At 48.1% G+C, this 23,220-nt stretch carries 21 protein-coding genes; 8 read left to right on the forward strand and 13 right to left on the reverse strand.

The features are described from left to right. Nucleotides 1-130 precede the first annotated feature (130 nt). Complete coding sequence (locus Q4488_RS07075; protein WP_303579779.1) at nucleotides 131-457, reverse strand: chaperone modulator CbpM; 327 nt, start codon at nucleotides 455-457, stop codon at nucleotides 131-133. Beyond that, the gene (locus Q4488_RS07080) at nucleotides 450-1,406 is read right to left on the reverse strand and encodes a DnaJ C-terminal domain-containing protein (protein ID WP_303579780.1); all 957 of its coding nucleotides are present in this window, start codon (nucleotides 1,404-1,406) and stop codon (nucleotides 450-452) included. The genes Q4488_RS07075 and Q4488_RS07080 overlap by 8 nt, the downstream gene beginning before the upstream one ends. Before the next feature lie 652 nt (nucleotides 1,407-2,058). Here Q4488_RS07080 and Q4488_RS07085 point away from each other — a divergent pair. Next, the gene (locus Q4488_RS07085) at nucleotides 2,059-3,198 is read left to right on the forward strand and encodes a PLP-dependent aminotransferase family protein (protein WP_303579781.1); all 1,140 of its coding nucleotides are present in this window, start codon (nucleotides 2,059-2,061) and stop codon (nucleotides 3,196-3,198) included. A gap of 99 nt (nucleotides 3,199-3,297) precedes the next feature. On the opposite strand, the gene Q4488_RS07090 is transcribed toward Q4488_RS07085, so the two are convergent. From Q4488_RS07090 to Q4488_RS07110, 5 genes are all read right to left on the reverse strand, one after another. Continuing rightward, nucleotides 3,298-5,829, reverse strand: a complete 2,532-nt coding sequence (locus tag Q4488_RS07090; RefSeq protein WP_303579782.1) for an MFS transporter — start codon at nucleotides 5,827-5,829, stop codon at nucleotides 3,298-3,300. 153 nt (nucleotides 5,830-5,982) lie between these two features. Further along, entirely contained in the window at nucleotides 5,983-6,405 is a 423-nt protein-coding gene (locus Q4488_RS07095) for a hotdog fold thioesterase (RefSeq protein ID WP_303579783.1), read from the reverse strand. 106 nt (nucleotides 6,406-6,511) lie between these two features. Beyond that, complete coding sequence (locus tag Q4488_RS07100; protein ID WP_303579784.1) at nucleotides 6,512-7,297, reverse strand: sulfite exporter TauE/SafE family protein; 786 nt, start codon at nucleotides 7,295-7,297, stop codon at nucleotides 6,512-6,514. Nucleotides 7,298-7,340: 43 nt separating this feature from the next. Next, nucleotides 7,341-7,853, reverse strand: a complete 513-nt coding sequence (locus Q4488_RS07105; protein ID WP_303579785.1) for a M48 family metallopeptidase — start codon at nucleotides 7,851-7,853, stop codon at nucleotides 7,341-7,343. Then, nucleotides 7,850-8,314, reverse strand: coding sequence for a DUF1499 domain-containing protein (locus tag Q4488_RS07110; protein ID WP_303579786.1), 465 nt, complete (start codon nucleotides 8,312-8,314; stop codon nucleotides 7,850-7,852). Before Q4488_RS07110 ends, Q4488_RS07105 begins: the two co-directional genes overlap by 4 nt. Nucleotides 8,315-8,594: 280 nt before the next feature. Here Q4488_RS07110 and Q4488_RS07115 point away from each other — a divergent pair, with 280 nt between their 5' ends. Further along, nucleotides 8,595-9,479, forward strand: a complete 885-nt coding sequence (locus Q4488_RS07115; protein ID WP_303579787.1) for a DMT family transporter — start codon at nucleotides 8,595-8,597, stop codon at nucleotides 9,477-9,479. Here Q4488_RS07115 and Q4488_RS07120 read toward each other — a convergent pair. Continuing rightward, nucleotides 9,432-9,986, reverse strand: a complete 555-nt coding sequence (locus Q4488_RS07120; protein WP_303579788.1) for a GNAT family N-acetyltransferase — start codon at nucleotides 9,984-9,986, stop codon at nucleotides 9,432-9,434. The two genes, Q4488_RS07115 and Q4488_RS07120, sit on opposite strands and share 48 nt — an antisense overlap. Nucleotides 9,987-10,188: 202 nt before the next feature. Here Q4488_RS07120 and Q4488_RS07125 point away from each other — a divergent pair, with 202 nt between their 5' ends. The 3 genes from Q4488_RS07125 (at nucleotide 10,189) to rrtA (ending at nucleotide 13,911) form a co-directional block, all read left to right on the forward strand. Continuing rightward, a complete protein-coding gene (locus Q4488_RS07125; protein ID WP_303579789.1) occupies nucleotides 10,189-10,923 on the forward strand; it encodes an XRE family transcriptional regulator in 735 nt (244 codons plus the stop codon). A gap of 173 nt (nucleotides 10,924-11,096) precedes the next feature. Further along, complete coding sequence (locus Q4488_RS07130) at nucleotides 11,097-13,277, forward strand: VIT and VWA domain-containing protein (protein WP_303579790.1); 2,181 nt, start codon at nucleotides 11,097-11,099, stop codon at nucleotides 13,275-13,277. A gap of 7 nt (nucleotides 13,278-13,284) precedes the next feature. After that, nucleotides 13,285-13,911, forward strand: coding sequence for a rhombosortase (rrtA, locus tag Q4488_RS07135; protein ID WP_303579791.1), 627 nt, complete (start codon nucleotides 13,285-13,287; stop codon nucleotides 13,909-13,911). Here rrtA and Q4488_RS07140 read toward each other — a convergent pair. Then, on the reverse strand, nucleotides 13,883-14,572 hold the full coding sequence (locus tag Q4488_RS07140) for a 16S rRNA pseudouridine(516) synthase (RefSeq protein WP_303579792.1): 690 nt from the start codon (nucleotides 14,570-14,572) through the stop codon (nucleotides 13,883-13,885). The two genes, rrtA and Q4488_RS07140, sit on opposite strands and share 29 nt — an antisense overlap. A gap of 60 nt (nucleotides 14,573-14,632) precedes the next feature. Further along, the gene (gene ppsA / locus Q4488_RS07145) at nucleotides 14,633-17,008 is read right to left on the reverse strand and encodes a phosphoenolpyruvate synthase (RefSeq protein WP_303579793.1); all 2,376 of its coding nucleotides are present in this window, start codon (nucleotides 17,006-17,008) and stop codon (nucleotides 14,633-14,635) included. 177 nt (nucleotides 17,009-17,185) lie between these two features. Here ppsA and Q4488_RS07150 point away from each other — a divergent pair, with 177 nt between their 5' ends. Then, complete coding sequence (locus tag Q4488_RS07150; RefSeq protein WP_303579794.1) at nucleotides 17,186-18,004, forward strand: pyruvate, water dikinase regulatory protein; 819 nt, start codon at nucleotides 17,186-17,188, stop codon at nucleotides 18,002-18,004. A gap of 13 nt (nucleotides 18,005-18,017) precedes the next feature. On the opposite strand, the gene Q4488_RS07155 is transcribed toward Q4488_RS07150, so the two are convergent. After that, entirely contained in the window at nucleotides 18,018-19,445 is a 1,428-nt protein-coding gene (locus Q4488_RS07155) for an MFS transporter (RefSeq protein WP_303579795.1), read from the reverse strand. A gap of 511 nt (nucleotides 19,446-19,956) precedes the next feature. Here Q4488_RS07155 and Q4488_RS07160 point away from each other — a divergent pair. Beyond that, a complete protein-coding gene (locus Q4488_RS07160) occupies nucleotides 19,957-21,060 on the forward strand; it encodes a phosphoribosylaminoimidazolesuccinocarboxamide synthase (protein WP_303579796.1) in 1,104 nt (367 codons plus the stop codon). A gap of 48 nt (nucleotides 21,061-21,108) precedes the next feature. Here the strand turns inward: Q4488_RS07160 and Q4488_RS07165 are convergent, their stop codons facing one another. Then, complete coding sequence (locus Q4488_RS07165) at nucleotides 21,109-21,300, reverse strand: CPXCG motif-containing cysteine-rich protein (RefSeq protein WP_303579797.1); 192 nt, start codon at nucleotides 21,298-21,300, stop codon at nucleotides 21,109-21,111. A gap of 213 nt (nucleotides 21,301-21,513) precedes the next feature. On the opposite strand from Q4488_RS07165, the gene Q4488_RS07170 reads away from it, so the two are divergent. After that, nucleotides 21,514-22,125, forward strand: coding sequence for a LysE family translocator (locus Q4488_RS07170; protein WP_303579798.1), 612 nt, complete (start codon nucleotides 21,514-21,516; stop codon nucleotides 22,123-22,125). 123 nt (nucleotides 22,126-22,248) lie between these two features. Here Q4488_RS07170 and Q4488_RS07175 read toward each other — a convergent pair whose 3' ends face one another. Then, nucleotides 22,249-22,875, reverse strand: a complete 627-nt coding sequence (locus Q4488_RS07175) for a class I SAM-dependent methyltransferase (RefSeq protein WP_303579799.1) — start codon at nucleotides 22,873-22,875, stop codon at nucleotides 22,249-22,251. Between the last annotated feature and the right edge of the window lie 345 nt (nucleotides 22,876-23,220).

Consider the following 23,220-nt stretch of genomic DNA (forward strand, 5'->3'; position numbering starts at 1 on the left):
TCTCGTGTTAATACAGACACGACAGCAATATGATGCCATGCCATGAATGCAGAACACCCCGCTATCCACCGAGCAATACAAACACCTCAAAAAACGCTTAAATTAACGCGACTGAGTTATGCTCAATTCACTATTTCCAACGGATGTCAGCGGTATCACTCACAAAACGTTCCAACTGCTTTTTAAGACACTCATTCTCTCTCAGCAAGGCGTCTTTTTGTTTCAACAAGTCAATAACGATAGCAATCGATACCCAATCAATATCAAGATCATGATATAGCCGAATCGCTTTTTTCATCCAATGAACGCTGCTTAGCTCGAACATCCACTCATCGCTATCTTGCCCTTCGTAAGGTTCAACAATGCCATGCTCTACGACCTCAATCAGCATGGTTTCGGTGATCCCCTCTTGCACGCACAACTCTTGCAATGAGACTTTCAAGACGATATCAGACATTGTTTTTCTCCCATTCGGTTCTGGGATCAAAAGCCGAGAGATCAGACAACGATTGCCACAACGCTTTTGATGCTTCGTTGGTTTGCGCAGGAATCACAATCTTAAAGATCACATAGAGGTCACCAACGCCATTTTTCATCGGCAGTCCCTTACCTTTAATACGCATTTTTTGACCCGACTGACTATTCGGCGGAACCGTCAAACTAATTTTACCTGTCAGTGTGGGTAAATTTACTTTTGCCCCCAACGCCGCTTCCCAGGGAGCAATCGGCACCGTAATCAATAAATTATGTCCCTCTACATCGAATATCGGATGAGGCACGATACGAATATGTAAATAAAGATCACCGTTGGGTGCATCGCCTTGCCCTGGAGCCCCTTGCCCTTTCAACCGCACGCGCCCGCCGTCAGACACCCCTTTGGGTATTTTAACTTTGAGCGATTTTTTAACTTCCGTTACCTGACCATTAACGAACGCCGGCATACGGTATTCGATAGGTTTTTGGACATCGGCAATAATATCTTCAAGAAATACCGGCAGTTCAACTTCAACATCCTGACCCCGAGCCGCCGACTGTTGAAAATCACTGTAACCCTGAAACCCGCCACTCCGGTCGCCTCTGTGCGAAAACGCAGAGCGAAAGAAATCAGCAAAATCATCTTCAAATTGACCATTACCCGATGATTGTCTGCCTTGCCGACCATGGCCTTGATCAAATCCTTGCTGACGACCACCGTAGCGCCGTAATTCATCATACTCAGCACGGCGTTCGGCATTCTTCAAGACTTCATAAGCCTCGGCCACTTCCTTAAATTTATCTTCTGCTCCGTCGTCCGAATTAACATCAGGATGATATTGACGGGCGAGTTTACGATAGGCTGTTTTAATCGCTTTAGCATCCGCATCGGGCTTAACCCCGAGCAACTTATAATAATCTTTAAATTCCATAGCCCCTTCCATGTCTCTTTACTAGCGCCATATTCAACACGCTTTTGATGGCGATATAATCACACTATAAACCTATTTCTATGAGGATTGCAGGTAAAATAATGAGCTTTCAATAGCACACAACCGTTAACAAACAGGCCTCAATCGTCATTCATTGAAGTACCGCTAACCGGCGACAATAGTCGAGTATGCTAAATTGATAGCGCGACAACGCTAGCAGCCCAAGCAGTTAAAACGCTCACCTGACAGCACTCTCTGTATTAAGTCGATATCAGCAGCCGCTATCCTTGGCTAATCTAAGCAACCTAAAACCTAAAACCTAAGCAACGATCGGCCAGCAGCATGACCGATGCAGCAGTCATTATCGGGCTATATAAGCCTTGATAGTCCTTAATCGTCCTTACCTTTAAGACTAATCACCGAGCGTTTCCCTCTTCGAACGCATATAAACCCGTCAAAAATCATAAATGGATTAATATCAGAGCATAATAAGATAACTTAATTCCTTGCTTTAAGCATACACTCAGATGACACTCTACAGCACATTCCCGGCGATACATTCCCACTATCGCTCAGAAATCGCGCAGAATTCTCGCATAGCAACAGCATTCGATGAGTTATTCAACACTATTACCCTATTCAGGACAGGACCATGAAGTTTGCACGTAACGCCCAATCACTAGATGCTTCCTACATCAGAGAGATTCTCAGCGCCGCCAATCAACCCGAGATGATATCAATGGCGGGAGGACTGCCTGCCTCCTCTTTATTACCGGTCCAACTGATCCGTGCCACTTGCGAGTCATTAGCGGACAACCATCATCTGTTTCAATATGGTAGCAGTCAGGGTTATGAGCCGCTTATTGACACCATGAAGCAACAATCGCAGCACAGCGACAAGCCTTGGCTTATCTGTAATGGCAGTCAACAAGCACTGGATCTCATCGCACGCGCCTTGTTAGAAGCAGGCGACAACATCGTCGCTGAAGTACCTGCTTATCTTGGCGCACTGCAAGTATTTCAATTGACGGGAGCGACCATCTGTCCACTCAACAGTGATACCGCTGGGCCCGACTTAAATCAGTTAGAAGATTATTTCAAACACCACAACGTCAAACTATTTTACTGCGTACCTGATTTCCACAACCCCACTGGACGGGTGTGGCCGAGAGAAACGCGTATCGCTGTGGCTCAGTTGTGCCGTGACTACGATGTTACGCTGATTGAAGACGCTCCTTATCGCGAGCTACGATTTGCCGGTGAACAGCTTGGCTATGTGAGTGATCTGTGTCCAGAGATTAGCATCCGTTTGACGTCGTTTTCGAAAATCGGTTTCCCAGGACTACGAGTAGGCGCCATGAACGGGCCGACAGCCTTTATCACTATTGCAGAACGTATTAAACAAGCGACGGATCTGCATACCGGTATACCTCAGCAAGCAATCATTCATGCCCTGTTGAATCATGCAGAATTTGAGCAGCATTTAACACGGTTACGACGAGGCTATCAGGAGCGTTATCAATGCCTAAGTAGAGAATTAACTCAGCAACTAGGCGATCAGATACAGTTTGATACCGTTGAAGGCGGGATGTTTGTGTGGCTTAAACTCACGCAAGGGGATAGCGCTGAGATCGCCGCGCGCGCACTGCAACATAATCTGGCGGTCGTCCCTGGGGCGGCATTTTACCCAACCGATACAGCACTAGAAAATCACGCATTGCGCCTCAACTTCAGTAATACCGACCCCGCGCTATTCCCCGAAGCCGTGGCTCGATTAGCGAAAGCACTTTAATTCACACTCGGCGACTCAACTCGCAGGGATAAAAAAAGGATCAATCAGACTGATTGATCCTTATCGCGTGCGAACATCACTCACCGAGTGAGGATTCTTTCAGGCATTCGGTTTCTCGCTATATTGATCAATAGAATTGACCCACTCGCCTTCACGAGACTCGTCACCCGAACTAATCGCATCCACCACATCTGAAGCCGCTTCAGGTATCGTTTCGAGTACCGCGACAGCCACTTCTTCGGCATTATCGGGTGCCACTTCACGCAAACGATTAACCAGTTCGACGGCATCCTCGATCTCGCTAGAGTCATCGTTATCAATACTATTTTCAGTTTGATAACTTTCGTGCAGCAGTCGAGCAACTTCAGCAGCAACATATTGAGCACTTTCCGGCACTGCCTCAACAATTTTAACGGCTAAGTTCAGCGACATCTCCGGTGATAATTGCGACATCCGAGTTAACCATTCAATCGCTTTCTGATGCTCTTCCTCTTCCGGATCGGTCTCTTCGGCCTCTATATCGGGGTTTTGTTCTGGCTGCTCAGGCGTTTCAGGCTCACCCGATACGACCGCCTCTTCCTCTTCAACCGCTGACAGATATTCCTCTGTTATTTCAAGCATTGATTCCGGCACCGCTTCAACCACCGTGGCCGCAACATCCAGTGCTTGTTCAGGTGCTGCTTCAGATAGTCTTGAAACCCACTCAACCGCATCGACGTATTCACTGTCATCGCCATCGCTCGCCTGCTGAGTAGGCGTCTGATCGGTATCGCTTAGCGCATCCGTCTCAGCATCATAGCCCGCCATATACTCTTCAGTCATGGCAACAGCCGTTTCGGGCACCGATTCGGCCATCGTTACCGCAATATCCAATGCTTGATCTGGGTTAGCATCCCACAGTTCTGTGGCCATATTCAGCGCGTCTGACTCACTGGTATCATCTTCCCGATCTGCCGGTCGAATCGACTCGCGCTCTTCAGCAATCAGGTGGGCATAATATTCCGCTACCTGCGTGGCTGATTCAGGTGCCGACTCAACCGCAATCCGCGCCATCTCAATCCGCATATCGGGGAACACGCGACCCACTTCGATCGCCACCGGCACCACCTGCTGGGGATACCACTCGGCTAGTCGTGATACCAGATCCGCCGCCAATTCTGGCTTCGCCTTAACAATCGCCTGAGTGATGTCCAAAATCTGATAGGGCGCCGCTTCCTTCATGACTTCATAAAGGCGCATCACATCAATACCGGGCACCTGTGCCACGGCCGCTGCCACTTCAGTACCCTTTTCAGGATTCTTCATAGTCAACGCGCGAGCCAACCTAACCGCTGCCGCCGGGTCTGATTCGGCAATACTCATCGCCAATTCAGCCTCAGAACTCAAATGCGCTTCCGGTTCGCTGTACTCCATCCGAGGGTCAAGATGAACCGAAGTCGATAATGCCTCACTCTGCATAACGAAACCTTCCTGATCTTCCACCGGCAAGGCCTTTCTCACGGTCATTCGATAGATAGTGAACAGTGCCAAACACATATTCGTCACCGCTATACAGTAAAACAGACTCGCACTACCGTAGGCTTCCATTATCAAGGAGGCCGTATAAGGACCGATCGCCCCGCCGACACCATACGCCAACAGCATACTGCCCATGGCCGCGACCATCTCTGTTTTTTTCAGCTTATCGAATGCTTCTGCCACACTCAGCGGGTAATAGCAGGCAACAATACCGGAGGTCACACCACACACAACAAACAGCGCTAGCATCATTTCGAGTGCCGCCAACGGTACAATGGCAACCGCCAATACCGATGATAACAATAACAATCCGAGTAACACTGTGCGTCGATCAAGGCGATCGGACAATAGCCCCACCGGAAACTGCAATAAAAACGCGCCGAGAACCGCACAACCCATAAACAGCGATAGCTTGAAACCACTGATATTATATTCGGAGGCAAACACCGGCAACAGGTTAAAGAGGGCTGAATACACCGCACCGGCGATGAGACAGGTCACAACCCCGAGCGGCGATATCTTAAATAACGAGATAATCGACATCGGCGCTACCGTTTCAATAATCGGGCCTTTCTCACTACTAAATAAAACCGGCAGTGCTGCTAAGCAGAACAGAATCCCCACCAACACAAACAGCGTATTATCGGAAGGATCGGCCACCCCCATCAAAAACTGACCACAAAACAAACCGGTCATGATACAGGCATTATAGACGGCCAACATTTTACCGCGCGTCTCTTCAGTCGCGGTATCACTGAGCCAGCTTTCCATCGCCGTCAACAGACTGGCATGACTGAAACCTAGCAGTACCCTTAACCCTCCCCAAAGAATAGCATTCGTCTCGAGTGTGAAGGCCAATATACAGATCGCCTCAATGGCCAGACTACCAGCAAACACCCGGATATGGCCCACCCGTTTAACCAGCTGTTTACTGTAAATAGCGCCGGTGAACATACCCACGAAATACATGGATAGCACGAGACCGATGGTGTCGGTCGTCATCCCTTCTAGCCTCATCCTCGATGGCACTAGAATATTCATCAGGCCGATACCTAGATAAAGGATGATACAGCTACTCAATAGAGCAATTAATGACAGCAGGGTTTTACGCACGAAGCATCTCTCTTCAACTGTGTGTTTAACAGTTGAAACTCAGGTTAAAAAATAAAAAAAGCCGGCAATTTTGCCGGCTTGTTGATTTAAGAGTCTAACACCCAAAATAGGCCACTCATACCCTTTTCAGAGCAATTTTTCTTAAAAATGAATTTAGTTTTTTTCTAAAACCGCCATTGTTAAACGGGATGCACAAATCGCCTTTTCGTTTTCATCAACGATGCGAATATCCCATACTTGAGTCGAGCGACCGATATGAATCGGCGAGGCTTTACCATACACATGACCGGTACGAATACTCGACAAATGATTAGCATTAATTTCAAGCCCAACACAGTGTTGCCCTGATTCTGTCGCTAACTGAGCCGCCACACTGCCCAGTGTTTCAGCCAACACCACCGAAGCCCCTCCATGCAACAACCCCATCGGCTGATGGGTGCGATTATCAACAGGCATCGACGCACAAACATAATCATCACCTACCTCGGTGATTTGAATCCCTAGGTGCTCGACTAAAGTATTTTTGCACAAGGTCTGTAACGCCTCAGCACTCATCTCGGTTTTCCAGATCGACATAATAGCTCCCTTAAAATAAATCACTCTAATCACTTAGCCGTAACAAGAAAATGACATTTCCCCGCAATTTAATGACAACAGCGTTCAACCGATCAGCCACCGAGATTCATATCAGCAGCGTTTTCATAAGCCCCAAACTACTCACCACGATTAGCACCGTGCCGAGTACCCGATAAAATATCCGCGTGTCCGCACTCATCAACTTGCTATGCATCTGCTGACCCAACAGATGACCAATATAGGCACAGGGCAACAGCCAGAGATGATGAATAAGTTGCAGATCAATGCCGGCGACAATAAAGGAGCTCAACTTAATCACTACCAGAATAAACCAGAGCACAAACAGCGTATCGCGTAACCTTTCACGGCTCACATGGGATGCAAATACCGCAGCAATCAGCGGCGCACCAATCAACGAGGTGCCGCTGACATAGCCTCCCAGCACCAAAAACAAGATATCCAAACTGCGATGATTACTTTTGAAAGGCCGGTTAAGCACATAGCTAATGGCATAGGCAATCACAATGACATAGATAATGGCGCTCATCAGCGAACTAGACAGGGTTAGCAGCCCGAAGATCCCGATCATTTTAGGTACAATCATGATCAACAGCGCGTAACGTAGATAGCGCCAATCGATACTCGACACCGCCGCTTGATCCATCATGGCGGTCTGCTGCATCCGTTGACGACTTTGCCAAGTAATCAGCAACGAAAACACCATCAGATGCACACCGATAATTGGCAAAAAGATCAACGGATCATCAATAATGAATAACAGAAACGGCAAGGTCAGTACCGAACCGCCAAAACCGAGTCCTGAACGGATAAACCCGCTCCAAACAAACAGTAGGCCAATCAGACTATATTGGTAAAGCTGCAGATCAGCCATCGGTCACCTTAGAAAAAAGAGAATACATATTTTGCAAGTTACTTCAGTCGAGCGGCCCAAACAGCTCGAGGCAGGTTAGGTAGAGTCGCAAATCTAACTCCAGTTGATGGTAGTCTGGCTCCATATACTGACAGAGGTTATAAAACGCTCGGTTATGCTCTTTTTCACGGATATGCGCCAACTCGTGCACCACGATCATGCGCAAAAAGGGCTCGGGAGTCTGCTTAAATAAAGAGGCAATACGAATCTCTTTTTTAGCCCGTAGCTTATTACCCTGTACTCGAGAGATATGCGTATGCAACCCTAACGCGTTGTGAATCACATCAATACGGTCGTCATATTCCACTTTACTCAACGGCGCCGATTTTTTCAGATGTGTGTTTTTTAACGCAAGCGTGTATTGATACAACGCCTTAGAAGAGGCCACCGAGTGTTTGCCCTGATAACGCTTGCGTAGATAATCCGGCAACTTACCGGTATCGATCAATTGACCTGCTTGCTGTTGCAGCTCAGACGAATAACCCGCGAGATAGTCAGTGGTGTTGTTACGACTCATTCCTGCTGCTCCAAGTATTGCCGTAATGCTTCAACCCGCTGCCGGTTCACACCCATATCGGAATACCCTACTCGAGCAGCGGCGCGAACCTGAATAACACCCTCAGCTTGATTGTGTAACAGTTCAAGATCGTCGACAAAACCAAACAGCTTCGAGCTAAACACAGCCGCAATATAATCAGCGTCTTGACTCACAACACGGCCACCTAAATGCTCAATTATCTTGAGCACGGGGGTTAAACTCTCCCCTTGCCATCGAATCGGTGCAATATAATGGGCTTGATCGGTAGATTGACGACTACAAACAGCGTTGGGCTTCATACCACAGGGGGTCAGTTCGCCATTCACCAAGCCGGGAGGCGTTTGCTCGCGAGACTTGATTCCCTGCAAGACTAAATAACCGGTCACTAACATCATCGAGATGATAACGATGCTGCCAGCAAGCATTAAAAACGACTTCATAAAGATCCTTAACGGGTTAAGAAAAACGCATTAAACGATGTTTGTTAGCGCTTAACAAAGAGTACTTAAAAAGAGTACTTAAAATGAATACTTAACATTCGCCTCAACAAACTTAAGCGGCAGTGAAAGCTCGCTATCGATAAGCCTCATATCCACTCAACCACAAACTTAAATAATAGCAGCTAGATAACAACTAAAACCATCCCGCAAGATTAAAGCTTTAGCGTCAAGAGTAGTATAAACTTACGCGTTTTCCCGACCTTCAGCGCAGACCTAACTCGTGTTTACACCACAACTGATCAACTGGCTCTTACTTGGCTTCCTCGTGATAACCTGGGGCTCCTCATTTATGGTGACCTCCATCGCTCTGCAAGGCGGCTTGTCCTCACTCACGGTGACCACCGCGCGGATTAGCTTAGGTGCCGTCGTCATTGTGCTTTTTGCCTATTCGCGTGGCTTACGTTTGCCATGGGATATTAAAAGCTGGGGGAGTTTTATGCTGCTCGGTTTATTTGGCAGCGCGATGCCCTTTATCTTGATTACTTGGGGACAAAATTACGTCACTTCGGCTAGCACGGGGGTGCTGATGTCGGTGATGCCCTTCGTCACCATGCTGATCGCTCACTACTTGGTCGCCGGTGAACAACTTAACCGTTATAAATTCCTCGGTTTCATCGTTGCCTTTAGTTGTGTGACGGTCTTACTTAATCCATTTGGCGCCGGTAGCATCGACTTACTAGGCGCGCTGGCGATTCTAGCCGCCGCCAGTAGCTATGCCATCAATACCGTACTGATCAGATTACTGCCTACCTTTAATCCGTTAATCGGCGGCGCGGGGATGATGATCTGTGCAACCGGCTTGATATTACCTTTCGTGATTTACAATGCGTCCAGCATCACTCACGAAATCTCCATGTTGGCTTCACCTAGCGCGGTATTCGCGCTTTTTTGGCTCGGCTTAATGCCCGCCGGCATCGCCTCCATTGTTTACTTTATCGTGGTTAATCGGGCCGGTCCTAGTTTTCTGTCGAACTGTAACTTCTTAATCCCCGTGGTGGCCTATTTCGCCGGCACACTGATACTCGGCGATAAGGTGCCACCGAGTAGCCTGTTTGCCTTAATCGGCATTTTGACCGGTATCGTGTTGACCCGTATTCAGCGCTGAAGGATGCCGATAGATCAACGCCTCTTTATCGCGAAAAACAAACTTACGTTCGAGCGTAGCCCCCACTGCTAACGCCAGTTTGCGCGACGCTTGGTTTTGCTCAAAGATCAAACTGATCAGGTGCAGTTCGGGTAGATAAGTCGCCGCCAAAGCGCGCACGCCTAAGGCCGCCTCTGAAGCATATCCCTGACCGCTAAAACCGGGTATTAATGACCACATAATTTCCGGCTCAGGCCAGTCACCGGGATACCAAAGGCCCACCAGCCCAATAATTGTTCCGCTGTCTTTAAGCTTTACCGTATAGGGGCCATAGCCGTGTATTTCCCAATGACCGATCAACGCCGCCACGATACGCCAACTCTCCCCTTCGGTTAATGGGCGACCGGTGGTGTAACGAGTCGATTCTTCATCTTGGTAAAATTGGTGCAACGCGGACCAATCATCGATTGTGGTTTTCTCCAGCACTAATCGCTCAGTGCTCAAGGACGAGGGGATTTTATAGGTCACATCTATTCCTGATTATAGTTAGGCGCTTCTGCCAGCCAACATTACTGTAATTAAAGCTTTTTTCAAGGACAAGAAAGACCTCAAAGATAACGGTATAAATAGAAAGATGTGAGTCTTTATGCCATTTCGGGCAGATCTCCGCCGATGTTTATGCTAAAAACAAGCTGTCGATATCATCATTGAGTGGAGGCAAAAAAATCTTATGGCGCAGGCAGCAGCACTGATTCAAACACTGAAGAAACAACTAAAAGCTCAGGGGAAGACCTATATCGATGTTGCCGAAGCTCTGCAACTCAGTGAGGCCTCGGTGAAACGGCTGTTCTCGGAACAGAACTTCACTCTGCAACGCCTTGAGATTATTGCCGATCTGGCTGGCTTAGAACTGACCGGCTTATTTAAGCTAATGGCACAGGAACAGCAACGACTGACACAGCTCAGCCGAGCACAGGAGCAAGAGATCGCCTCCGATCTTGAATTACTGTTGATTGCCGTCAGTGTCATCAATGGATTTGGCTTTCAAGATATTGTCGATCATTACGCCATCAGTGAACACGATTGTATTCGCAAACTCGCCCAACTCGATCGTCTACGGTTTATCGAGCTACAGCCCAACAACCGGATTAAACTGTTGATCGACCCTAATTTCACCTGGCTGCCCAATGGCCCGATTCAACAGTTCTTCCAGCAAAAGGTCGAACAGGATTTTTTTCAATCACGGTTTGATAAGAAACACGAAAAGCTAATCGTGCTGAACGGCGTACTCACCCCTGAGGCTAATCTGGCCTTGCAGAAAAAAATGCAACGCATCGCGGAAGAGTTTAATAGCCTGATTCGAGATGACTATGCCCTACCAATGGATCAAAAACATGGTAATACGATGGTGCTGGCGATACGACAGTGGCAGTACAGCCTGTTTAAGCACTACCGCAAAGAATAACTCCAACAGTCCTTCTTCCCTTATTTATCACGGCTAACTCAACTCCAGGTATCGTTATGTGATACCTCAAGCGTTTTGCTATGTTCAACGCACGGCTCACGACATGATCTCTCTGACTTCAACGCACTGACATCCGCCGTTTAGATTCAGTCAAAAGAATTAAGAGGATCGATATGAACAATAAACTATTTTCCAGCGCTCTTGCCTTGAGTGCCGCACTCACCTTCGGTGTCACCCCATCCGTCGATGCCGCCGGACTGCTCAAGCCGATTCAGTCAAACCTTCCCGATCTAAGGATTAAAGAGCACCACGTCAACGTCGTACTGGAACACAGTTACGCGGTCACCAGTATCGAGCAGGTTTTTCATAACCCAAACCCGCAAGCGTTGGAAGCAATTTATAGCTTCCCCCTGCCGGATCATGCGGCTGTCGGTGAGTTCACCTATTGGATTAATGGCAAACCGGTTACCGGTGAAGTGATTAAAAAGCAGCAGGCACGACAGATCTATGAGCAGGAAAAACAAGCGGGCCGTGAAGCCGCACTGGTCGAGCAAGACCAGTATAAAAGCTTCGATATTAATGTCACCCCGGTGCAGCCCAACAGCGATGTGCGCATTAAATTGGTCTATATCCAACCCGCCCATGTGGATTCCGGCATTGGCCGTTATGTTTATCCCTTAGAAGATGGCGGTGTTGACGAGCAAAAAAATGCCTTTTGGAGTCGCAACGAGACCGTTGATGAAAAATTCAGCTTCAACATGACGCTCGCGTCCGGTTATCCGATCGATTCTATTCGCCTGCCGCAGCATTCTCAGGCCGCTATCCAGCAACTGAATCCGCAACAATGGCGCGTTAGCCTCGGCAATCAAACAACCAATCGAGCCACGGACATAGCCGTCGGCCAAAACGGCGATGCGGCTGAAGAAGATCCTTCCAGCGCTGATCGCCAAAGCATGACCAAGAGCCACCTCTCCCCTGCCAGCCTTGATAAAGATATTATGGTTTATTGGCGTCACCGTGAAAACCTGCCCGGCAGTGTCGACTTGCTAAGCTATAAAGCCGCCAACAATAAAACCGGCACCTTCATGATGACACTGACACCGGGGGATGATCTGAGTGTTTTACAGGGCGAACGAGATTGGGTCTTTGTGTTGGATGTATCCGGCTCTATGCAGGGAAAATACAGCACCTTGATCGAAGGTGTCCGTCAGGGATTGGCTAAATTACAGCCGCAAGATCGCTTTAAAATCATCTTATTTAACAACCGCGCCAGTGACTTTTCTCAGGGATTCCAAGCCGCTATACCTGCAAACATTAACCCGTTGCTGAATCAGTTGGAACAATACCAACCTCGCAATGGCACCGACCTCTACGCAGGTTTGTCGCAGGGATTACAACAGCTTGATGCCGATAGAAGCACCGCCATGATTCTCGTCACCGATGGCGTCGCGAATGTCGGTGTCACCGAGAAGAAGCGCTTTCTTGAACTCATGGAAGCTGCCGATATTCGGCTATTCACCTTTGTCATGGGCAACAGCGCGAACCGGCCCCTACTGAACAGCATGACCAAGGTGTCTAACGGTTTTGCCATCAGTGTGTCTAATGCCGATGATATCGTCGGCCAATTGATGCTGGCCACCAGCAAGATGACTCACCAGGCGTTACGCGATGTTCAACTGACCATTGATGGCGGCCGAGTAACCGACCTGACACCGGATCAAATCGGCTCACTCTACCGCGGCGAACAACTCACCGTATTGGGCCACTATCGCACCCCAGGACCAGTGAACGTCAAACTTACGGCAAAGGTCGGCGGACAAACACGTCACTACAGTACCGATGTCACACTACCACAACAGAGTTTATTGCATCCCGAACTAGAACGAATCTGGGCCTTTGCTAGCATTGAAAATATGCAAGCCAAAATGGATTATCTCGGCGAGGGCCAAGAGGCTAATGCTGATAGTATTGAAGCAATCACTGATCTGGCTATCCAGTATGACCTTGTTACCGATTACACCTCGATGCTGGTTGTGCGGGATGAGATGTTTAAACAGTTAAATATCGACCGCAATAACCAGCAACGGGTTGCCACTGAAAACCAAGCCCGACAACAACGCTTACAGCAATCATCGCAACAGCAGTCGTCTCAACAATCGTCTCAACAATCGTCATCACAATCACAGAATGTGGCCAATAAGCATCGAGCCGATAGCCAGCCGATGTTTGATCCATCCCAAAACAGAGCCTCATTAGGCGGTGGATCAGGCGCCATTGACCATTGGTTACTGCTCTTGATAGGGGCGTTACTGTGGGTATATGTGGGTAACAAACGCCAACGTAAATCGGTTTGAGGTGGTTATGAATCAATCATTAACACTGACAAGCAATCGAAAGGAGCCTCCCGTTAACGCGGGAGGTGCTTGCAGGCCTTGGGTCACCTTAACGATCATCTTACTCTCCCTGCCCTTTAGTTTAGCGCCGCCGCTGTTTGAGCTAGGTTATTTCGATCAAGCGTTAATTCAACAAGGACAGTTTTGGCGCTTACTCACCGGGCATCTCAGCCATACATCCCTCAGTCACTTACAGTGGGATCTGTTAGCCTTTGCCCTTGCCGCAGGCTATCTTGAACGACATTCGCGCACGTTACTGCTGCTATCTCTGCTCGCCGCTATCACCCTACTGGATCTGCATTTATTATCCAATGGCGCGACGATTCAGCGTTATGCCGGACTCTCCGGAATACTCTTTGCCCCGCTGATAATTAGCCTAGTGCTCTTCGCGCAGCAACAATCATCCATTAACGGCTGGCTACCGCTGCTCATCTGTCTTAGTAAACTCGTCTGGGAACTCGGTAGTCAGCAAGCGTTGTTGAGTCAAAGCCCTTGGCCCGCCTATCCCCTCGCTCACCTCATCGGTGCTTTAGCTGGGTTCATTATTCTGCTACACAAAAATAGGCTTAAAAAAGCGCCACTTCGGCGACGCTAAGTGGCCGAAATTCACCGGGAAGTAAGTCGGGATCAAGCGTTAATTCGCCGACCCGTTCACGGTGTAACTCAGTCACCTCATTATCGAAGTAACCAAACATGCGTTTAACCTGATGGTAGCGCCCCTCATAGAGTGTCAGACGGGAATGATAACGGTCTAGCCGTTGCAGTTCGGCAGGTTGCGTGGTGATATCTTCATAACCAAAGTAGATCCCCTGCCGAAACACCGCTTCGGCCTCAACGGCCACCTCATCTTGCGTCGTGACTCGATACACTTTGGCTATTTTTGAACTCGGCTGAGTGATACGTCGAGACCATTGACCATCATTGGTCAGCAATAGCAATCCTGTGGTTTTCAGATCTAAACGACCGGCAAGGTGCAACCCCTGTCGTAGTTCCTCGGGAATCAAATCAATAACCGTTTGATGTTCGGGGTGTTGCGTTGCACTAACAACCCCGGCAGGCTTATGCAACATCAAATAGTACGCTTGTGCTGCCTGCAAACACTGATTATCGAGACTGATAGGGATAAAACGATCCACCTCAACGGAGCCATCCCTCACGACATGACCTGCCACGGTTACCCGTCCCTCAGCCAGCAGACATCTCACCCGCTGCCGACTGTAAGGCGTATTAAGCTGTATAAACCGATCTAACTGCATGTGTCATTCGTCAATTCAGGGCTGAAATGTGCTAAACACCCTATAGATAACGGTATAAGCTTAATGAGCTTGCTGCTCTTCATTAGCAAGAAAAAACCAGGTTTCGAGAACGGTATCAGGGTTCAAGGACACCGAATCGATCCCTTGCTGCATCAACCAGCGCGCCAAATCAGGATGATCGGAAGGCCCTTGACCACAGATACCGACATACTTTCCTTGCGCTCGACAGGCCTGAATAGCCATTTCCAATAACTTACGTACCGCATCGTTACGCTCATCAAATAGATGGGCAATCACACCAGAATCCCTATCCAGTCCCAACGTCAGTTGCGTTAGATCGTTGGAGCCAATGGAAAAACCATCGAAGTATTCCAAGAATTGTTCGGCTAACAGTGCATTAGACGGTATTTCGCACATCATGATCAGTCGCAAGCCGTTTTCGCCGCGCGTCAAACCATTCTCGGCCAGCAACTCTACCACCTGACGCGCCTCACCCACGGTGCGCACAAAGGGAATCATCACTTCCACATTGGTGAGTTTCATCACATCACGAACATATTTAAGCGCCCGACACTCTAACTCAAAACACTGCCGAAATGATTCTGAAATATAGCGACTCGCCCCTCGGAAACCCAACATAGGGTTTTCCTCATGGGCTTCATAGGCATCACCACCGATAAGGTGACCATATTCATTGGATTTAAAATCCGACATGCGCACAATCACTTTTTTGGGATAGAACGCCGCCGCCAATGTAGAGATCCCCTCCACCAGCTTCGCCACATAAAACTCAATCGGATTTTCATAACCGGCTATCCGTCGCGCAATGGTCGATTGAAGGGCGGCATCCTGAAGCTCAAATTCAATCAACGCCTTTGGGTGAATGCCAATCATTCGGTTAATAATAAACTCTAGGCGGGCCAACCCAACACCCGCGTTGGGTAACGCCTGAAAATCAAACGCACGATCGGGATTACCCACATTCATCATGATATCTAAGGGCAAGGGCGGCATTGAATCGACTTTATTGGTTTGATGTTCAAAATCCAAATGGCCCTCATACGCGCGGCCAGTATCACCTTCCGCACAAGAAACCGTCACTTCCTGATCATCGCTTAAACGTTCAGTCGCATCACCACAGCCGACAATCGCAGGAATGCCCAGCTCTCGGGCAATAATCGCGGCATGACAGGTCCGCCCACCGCGGTTGGTAATAATCGCCGCAGACCGCTTCATCACCGGCTCCCAGTCGGGATCGGTCATATCGGTTACTAAGACATCACCCGGCTGAATCTTAGCCATATCACTCAGGCTATCGACGATACGCACCGGGCCACTGCCAATACGATGCCCGATAGAACGCCCTTCCAATAACACCTTACCCGTTTCTTTGAGTAGATAACGCTCGATAATGGCCGTTTTATCACGACTTTTTACCGTTTCGGGGCGTGCCTGAACAATGTAGAGTTCGCCATCGTCACCATCTTTAGCCCACTCGATATCCATTGGGCGTCCATAATGCTGTTCGATCGTCATGGCGATCTGTGCCAATCGCTGCACATCATCATCATTGATAGAGAACTGTTGGCGTTGTTCCCTCGCTACCTTAACGGTTTCAACCGCTCCCTGCGTGGTACCCTCGGCCCCATAGACCATCTTAATCGCTTTAGTACCTAAATTACGCCGTAAAATCGCCGGCGCACCCTGTCGAAGGGTCGGCTTATAGACATAAAACTCATCCGGATTAACCGCCCCCTGCACGACGGTTTCACCCAAGCCATACGCCGCGGTAATAAACACCACATGCTTAAAGCCTGATTCGGTATCCAAGGTAAACATAACACCACTCGTACCGGTTTCACTGCGTACCATGCGTTGAATACCCGCCGAGAGGGCGACATCATGGTGCTCAAAGCCATGGTGCACTCGGTAAGAAATCGCGCGATCATTGTATAGCGAAGCGAACACCTCATGGATCGCCGCTTTGATATTCGCCAAACCTCGGATATTGAGGAAAGTTTCTTGCTGACCAGCAAATGATGCATCCGGCAGATCCTCAGCGGTCGCCGAGGAACGAATAGCGACCGCTTGCTCGGCATCCCCTCCCATATCAGTAAATGCCTGTTCAATGGCATTATCGAGGGCCTCAGGAAAGGGCGTATCAAGAATCCACTGACGCACCTGTTTACCGGTTACCGTCAGCGCCTGCACATCGTTAGGATCAAGCTGTGCTAACGCATCACTGATGCGCTGATCCAGTTGCTTGTGCTTTAAGAAGTCCCGATATGCAGTGGCCGTGGTAGCAAAGCCGCCGGGCACCTTTACCCCTGCATCCGACAGCTCTGTGATCATCTCACCCAGTGAAGCGTTTTTACCGCCCACTTGTTCAATGTCACTCATACCCACCTGATCCAGACGAACGATATATTCCTGCAAAACCGTACACTCCTTAAATATTGAGATATGGCGCTAATGATACTGTAATTCTGCACTTAAGTTCAGTACGTTAACCAACTTCCTGCTTTATAGGATAGTTTGATATACAGCCTGCACCAATAGCGTAATAATAGCGCTCAGACACGATATCTCGATGACATAGGACAGTTTTAAGTTATGAAACGAACCGCTTTTTTTATCTCCGATGGTACAGGCATTACAGCAGAAGCACTTGGCAATAGCTTACTCGCGCAGTTCGGTTCGATTTCATTTAATAAAGTAACGCTGCCTTATGTCGATAACGCCGAAAAGGCGAACGAAGCCGTCAGAGTTATTGATAAGGCAGGTAATGATGACGGACACCGACCGCTGGTCTTCGATACCATCGTCGATGAGGCGACTCGCGCCATTATAGCCACCAGCAGTGCCTATAAGATCGATGTCTTCTCGGCGTTTCTCAAACCATTAGAACTCGAACTCGGCAGTCATTCATCCTATAGCGTTGGCAAGTCGCACTCGATCAATGAAGTCAACACCTATATGGATCGCATAGAGTCAGTCAATTTTGCCATGGAGAATGATGATGGTGCGAAAACGCGACACTACGATAAAGCCGACATTATTTTAACCGGTGTCTCTCGCTGCGGCAAAACCCCCTCCTGCCTCTATATGGCGCTACAATTTGGTATTCGAGCCGCCAATTACCCACTCACGGATAGCGATATTAACAGCACAGAGCTACCCGAGGTGCTAGAACCTTATCGAGATAAACTATTTGGCTTGACCATCGACCCCTTTCAACTCGCAGCCATACGGCATGAACGTCGCGCCAACAGTCAATACGCATCGCTTGATCAATGTGAAGATGAGGTACAGAGTGTCGAGCGAATGTTGCGGCAACAAAACATCCCGTATATCAATACCACCCATTTCTCCATCGAAGAGATCGCCACGCGTATCATCGCGCAAAAAGGCTTACAACGCCGCATCAAGTAGCCATACGCTTGCGTTACCGCGTCACGTTACCTCGGCTATAGGAGAACCAGGCCGCTAAAAAGCTATACCCGGCGGCACTGGCAAAACCTAACTGCACCACCAGCAGTAGATCGGGATAACGTTCAGGATGAATCTGCTCACCGGCGAAAAACTGACTCATTAACATCATAACAATCGCCATACTAAACATATTACCGCTGGTGCGTGCTAAATTAAGTAGCGCCGATGCAATACTCAGGCGCTCTTTAGGCACCGCCCCTAACGCCGCATTGTTGTTGGGGGTGGAAAACAAGCCAAATCCGACCCCCAGCAAACATAGCGCAATCATCACATGATTGAGCGGACTATCTGCCTGTAAAAACATCAACACCACAAAGCCGATACCGAAGAAAAGGCAACCAATCGTCGCAATCAACCGTGGCTCATAGCGATCCGATAGCCGCCCTGCAATCGGCGCTAACACGGCCATAATCAATGCTTGTATTAATATCAACTGACCTGCTTCGCTCGGTGACAACGCCTGTAGATATTGCAGATAAAGACTTAATAAGAAGAGCACCGGGTAATTCGCCGAGTACATCATAAAACTCGCCATTAATGAACGACTCATCACTCGATTAGAGGCCAATAAACTAAACCGCACCAAGGGGTACTGACAGCGATTCTGATAACGTACAAACACCACCACCAGCACCATTCCCACCACTAACATGACGCCACTCAATACATCCGGCAAGCCCGACAAACCAAATAACAGCAGTGTGACAATAGCAACGAAGATAAGCGATCCCAACCAATCTAGCGGTTGAGTAGGTTGCGCAGAACGGTGATCATTACGAATGTAGATAAAGGCCAAGATAATGGCAACGATTGCCAACAATAACGGCCCCCAGAACACACCCTGCCAGCCCACATGTTCGGTTAGCCAACCACCAATTAACGGGCCACAGGTCAGTCCCAGATAAACAGAGGTGGAGGCAAACCCCAGTGCCGAACCACGATTATTATCACTGAACACGGTGGCAATGATCGCCATCGCCGTGGCAAAAATAAGACTACTAAATAACCCCTGTAACACCCGCACCCAGAGTAAGACAGCCACAGAATCAACCACAAACACCAGCAAAGAAGCTAACGAAAAGCCCATCAAACCCAACATAAAGATCGGTTTGCGACCGACCATATCGGCAACTCGGCCCGCGGGCAGCAGCAGCACAATACTCCCCCATAATGTCGCCGTCGTAATCCAGCTCAACCAAACCGCATCAACATGCAATGCTGCAGCAATCGCCGGTAGTGCCATGTTCACCCCAGACATCGACATCGGCACTATGAATAGCGTGATACAGATACTCGCGAGGACAAACCAACGCGCGTTAGGGTTGAGTTGATAAAACGTCGCTTCCGCAGTAGCAAAAGCATCAGATGAAGAATCAGTCACGGCATCACCTTGTTAGTGTGGGTGATGCAGTATAACAGGAGATACTTTATACATTCATTACTTTAGTCGTCGGCCTCTCAGCCGTACAATTTTTTGTTACAAAGGAAAAATAACCACCATAAAACAAGGGACTTAGGCTCAACTATGTCTATCTTGGAATTGAGTACCTAAGGTGTTACGCAGTCACATTACGTCAAGAATTCAGCATCAATTTGCGGCAAAGCTTAGATAAAAAAAGAATATGTTAGATATCGATAAAGCATATGAACAGGCAGAGCCCAGTAACACGGCGATGCAGGATTGTCATCAGCCTGCCAACGAACATAAATCAAGCCACCAACCTGTAGCGAGGGGGTACAAATCTGTGTAATATCCTTGTTCCAGAATCTGGCAGAAATATTCAGCGATTCATCCTGTCTATGACTGCCCGCTCTGCAGTGCCATTTTAGTTAGGCAAACGCTGTTATTCTGGAACTTTATTAATCTATTTTAAGATACAGGACAAAGTGCAATGAGTCTTGCTGATAAGGTTTTGGCAGTAAACAATGATCTGCCGATCCGTACCGATCTTCCGGTACACAGTGGAAAAGTACGCTCCGTTTACTGGTTGACCGAAGCGGATAGTCGTCGCCTAATTGAAGAAAAAGGCTATGATGTAGCCGCCGATGCGCCCTTGGCCATTATGGTGATTAGCGACCGTATCTCTGCCTTCGAATGCATCTGGCATGGTGAAGGTGGCATGAATGGCGTTCCAGGCAAAGGCGCAGCGCTGAATGCCATTTCTAACCATTGGTTTAAACTGTTCCGTGAAAACGGCCTAGCCGATAGCCACATCCTTGATATCCCGCACCCGTTTGTCTGGATTGTACAGAAAGCCAAGCCGGTGATGATTGAAGCAATCTGCCGTCAGTATATTACCGGCTCGATGTGGCGTTCATACGCCAAAGGTGAACGCGAGTTTTGCGGTATTCAGATTGCCGAAGATCTGCAAAAAGATCAGAAACTGCCCGAGTTACTGATTACCCCGTCTACCAAGGGTATTCTCAGCGGCATTCCCGGCGTACCTGAAGTCGATGATGTAAACATCACCCGTGATGACATCAGCAATAACTATGAAGCCTTTCAGTTCCGTTCTAAGGACGATATCGCGGTTTACGAAAAACTGCTGCAAGAAGGTTTTGATGTCATTAGTAACGAACTCGAAAAAATTGATCAAGTGTTTGTCGATACTAAATTTGAGTTTGGTTATGTCACCGATGCAGCCGGTAATGAAAAGCTAATCTATATGGATGAAGTCGGTACTCCTGACTCATCACGGATATGGGATGGCCCGTCTTATCGTGAAGGCAAGGTGGTTGAAAACTCGAAAGAGGTATTCCGTCAAGAACTGCTTAACTTCTTCCCTGATCCCGATATCCTCATTAATAAGGATCGCATGGAAGAGCGCTATGCCCTGGCTAAAGATAACGCCCTACCCGCCGCATTACTGCAAAAAGTGTCTGACACCTATGTCGGTATTGCTGAGAAAATTATCGGTGAAAAATTAACGCTCTCGGAAAATCCGAAAGCAGAGATCATCGAGATTCTACGCAACGATTATGGACTGATCGACTAACCGACAGCCCAGCACCAATCGCTAACGCCGCACACTCAGCGGCGTTTTTTATACCTCATTTTCAGTTTTGAGAACCACCTCAGGCTCAGCATCATCGAGCTTAACTTCGACCGTGATCGGCTTACAACAGACATGACAGTCCTCGATATACTGCTGATCTCCGCCACTACAATCCACCAATAACTCCACAGGCTCACCACAATAAGGGCAAAAACCGGACACAGTTTCTAAACTTCGCATGACTAACATCCTCGATTAATACGTACATCTATAGCCAACACTTGATCGCATCGACAGCATCAAACATTAACACTCGATATCACCACCCTGCCTGATCTCTGGTTCCTGTCGCAGCGCTGTAATATAATTATCTATCAGCTTAGGTGCTTTTTTCCAATCGTGCCGAATTCAACCATTGCTGTCACATCAACATCACATATTCAGAGACATCTCATGACTTTAACTGCTTGGCTCTCCCTCCTCGCTATCTGCTGCTTGGGTGCCATGTCGCCCGGACCAAGCCTCGCCGTCGTCCTTAAGCAAACCGTCAGTAACAGTCGCGGCCACGGCTTAGCTGCTAGTTGGTTCCATGCCGCAGGTGTTGGCCTCTGGGCTTTCGCAACGATTTCGGGTCTGGCGATTGTCGTCGCGCAATCTCAATTAGCGTTTCAGGTAATTACTTGGTTAGGTGCAGGTTATCTAGCCTGGATCGGCGTTAAAGCAATTCGGGCCGGTAAGGATTCGGCTTTTGGTGTGCAGGGAGGCAAACAGGCATCGATACTGACGGCGGGTATCGAAGGGGCGACCATCTCAGTCCTCAACCCCAAACTAGCGATCTTCTTTATCGCCCTGTTCTCGCAATTTGTCAGCCCAGATGCCAGCTTTACCGATCATATAATCATGACCGCCACCGCCGCACTGGTAGATGGTCTTTGGTATACATTGGTCGTATTTTTGTTATCTCACGGCCCAGTATTAAAAACGCTACAGAAACGCAGTCAATGGGTTAACCGTCTCACAGGCGGCATTTTGATCGCACTGGCTGCTCGGGTTGTCACATTGTAATCATAGGGCGCTGATGAGCCTGCGAACCGCAACATCATCCACAAGCCAAACACAACAATAATCTATCCTCAGGGAAATCCGCTAGCGCAACAGGTTTGAGTCGACTTAACACTGAGAACTCGCTCATAATTTTTTGGCAATTATAAACACATCGATACCTTGCGGCCCATGATGCCACTGCCGCTCTATGGAAAACCCAGCATTTTTGATTTCGTCAGCTAATTGCGCTTCGCTAACAATGAAAATATCCGGTATAAGGCCTGTCAGTTTAAATAATGGCGCGATGAACTTGAGAAATCGAAAGCTCGAATTCCCTAAGCAGCCGGTACTACTGACAAAAACGCCTCCGGGCTTAAGAATTCTAGCAACCTCGGCTATCAGTTCAGTTCGATTTGCTACTAGATGAATTACATTTAACCCCAGAACAGCATCAAAACTACAAGCACCTGCATTGAAATCCTTTAGCGTGCCTAGCGTAAAAGCAACATTGTTTATTTCTGCTTTTGCAGCCTTACCCCGCGCAATTTCAATCATTTTCTGCGAAATATCAATTGCATCAATTTTACGTACGGCGGCAGCATGATGAAGTGCAGTCGTTCCCGTTCCACAGCCAAACTCCAACACATGCATATCCTCAGAAAGAAATGCCTGTGTTTCAGCAAGTTTGTTTTGATACTTTTCTTCGTCAGGCACCGCTTTCTTGGAATATTTTTCCGCTGTTTTATCCCAAAATTTATCAGACTTTATCATCCGCTCTCCTGATTTATACCAATAAATTGTTCGCGTTACCTCAAAGACTGAGCACGCATAAAGCCGGTACAAAACGATCAATATTCAGCCACATAACAAGAAATTTTAACTCTATATAGCAAAAACTTAGCGTAAAAATAGATAGGTATTTTACAAAACAGCCCTATCTGTCGGGGCAGCATCCCTGCCATAAAACTGCCTTTAATCATAATAACCATATGCCATTAAATCAAAGCGCTAGTTCGATTTTCAATCAATATTGATTTAATCGCGACGAGGGCGTCGCTCGCTACAGTTGAGATAACAAGTACTTCACATCATATGAGCGCTATTTTTGGCGCCTTT

The organism is Amphritea sp. 1_MG-2023, assembly GCF_030547545.1.
Lineage (GTDB): Bacteria > Pseudomonadota > Gammaproteobacteria > Pseudomonadales > Balneatricaceae > Amphritea.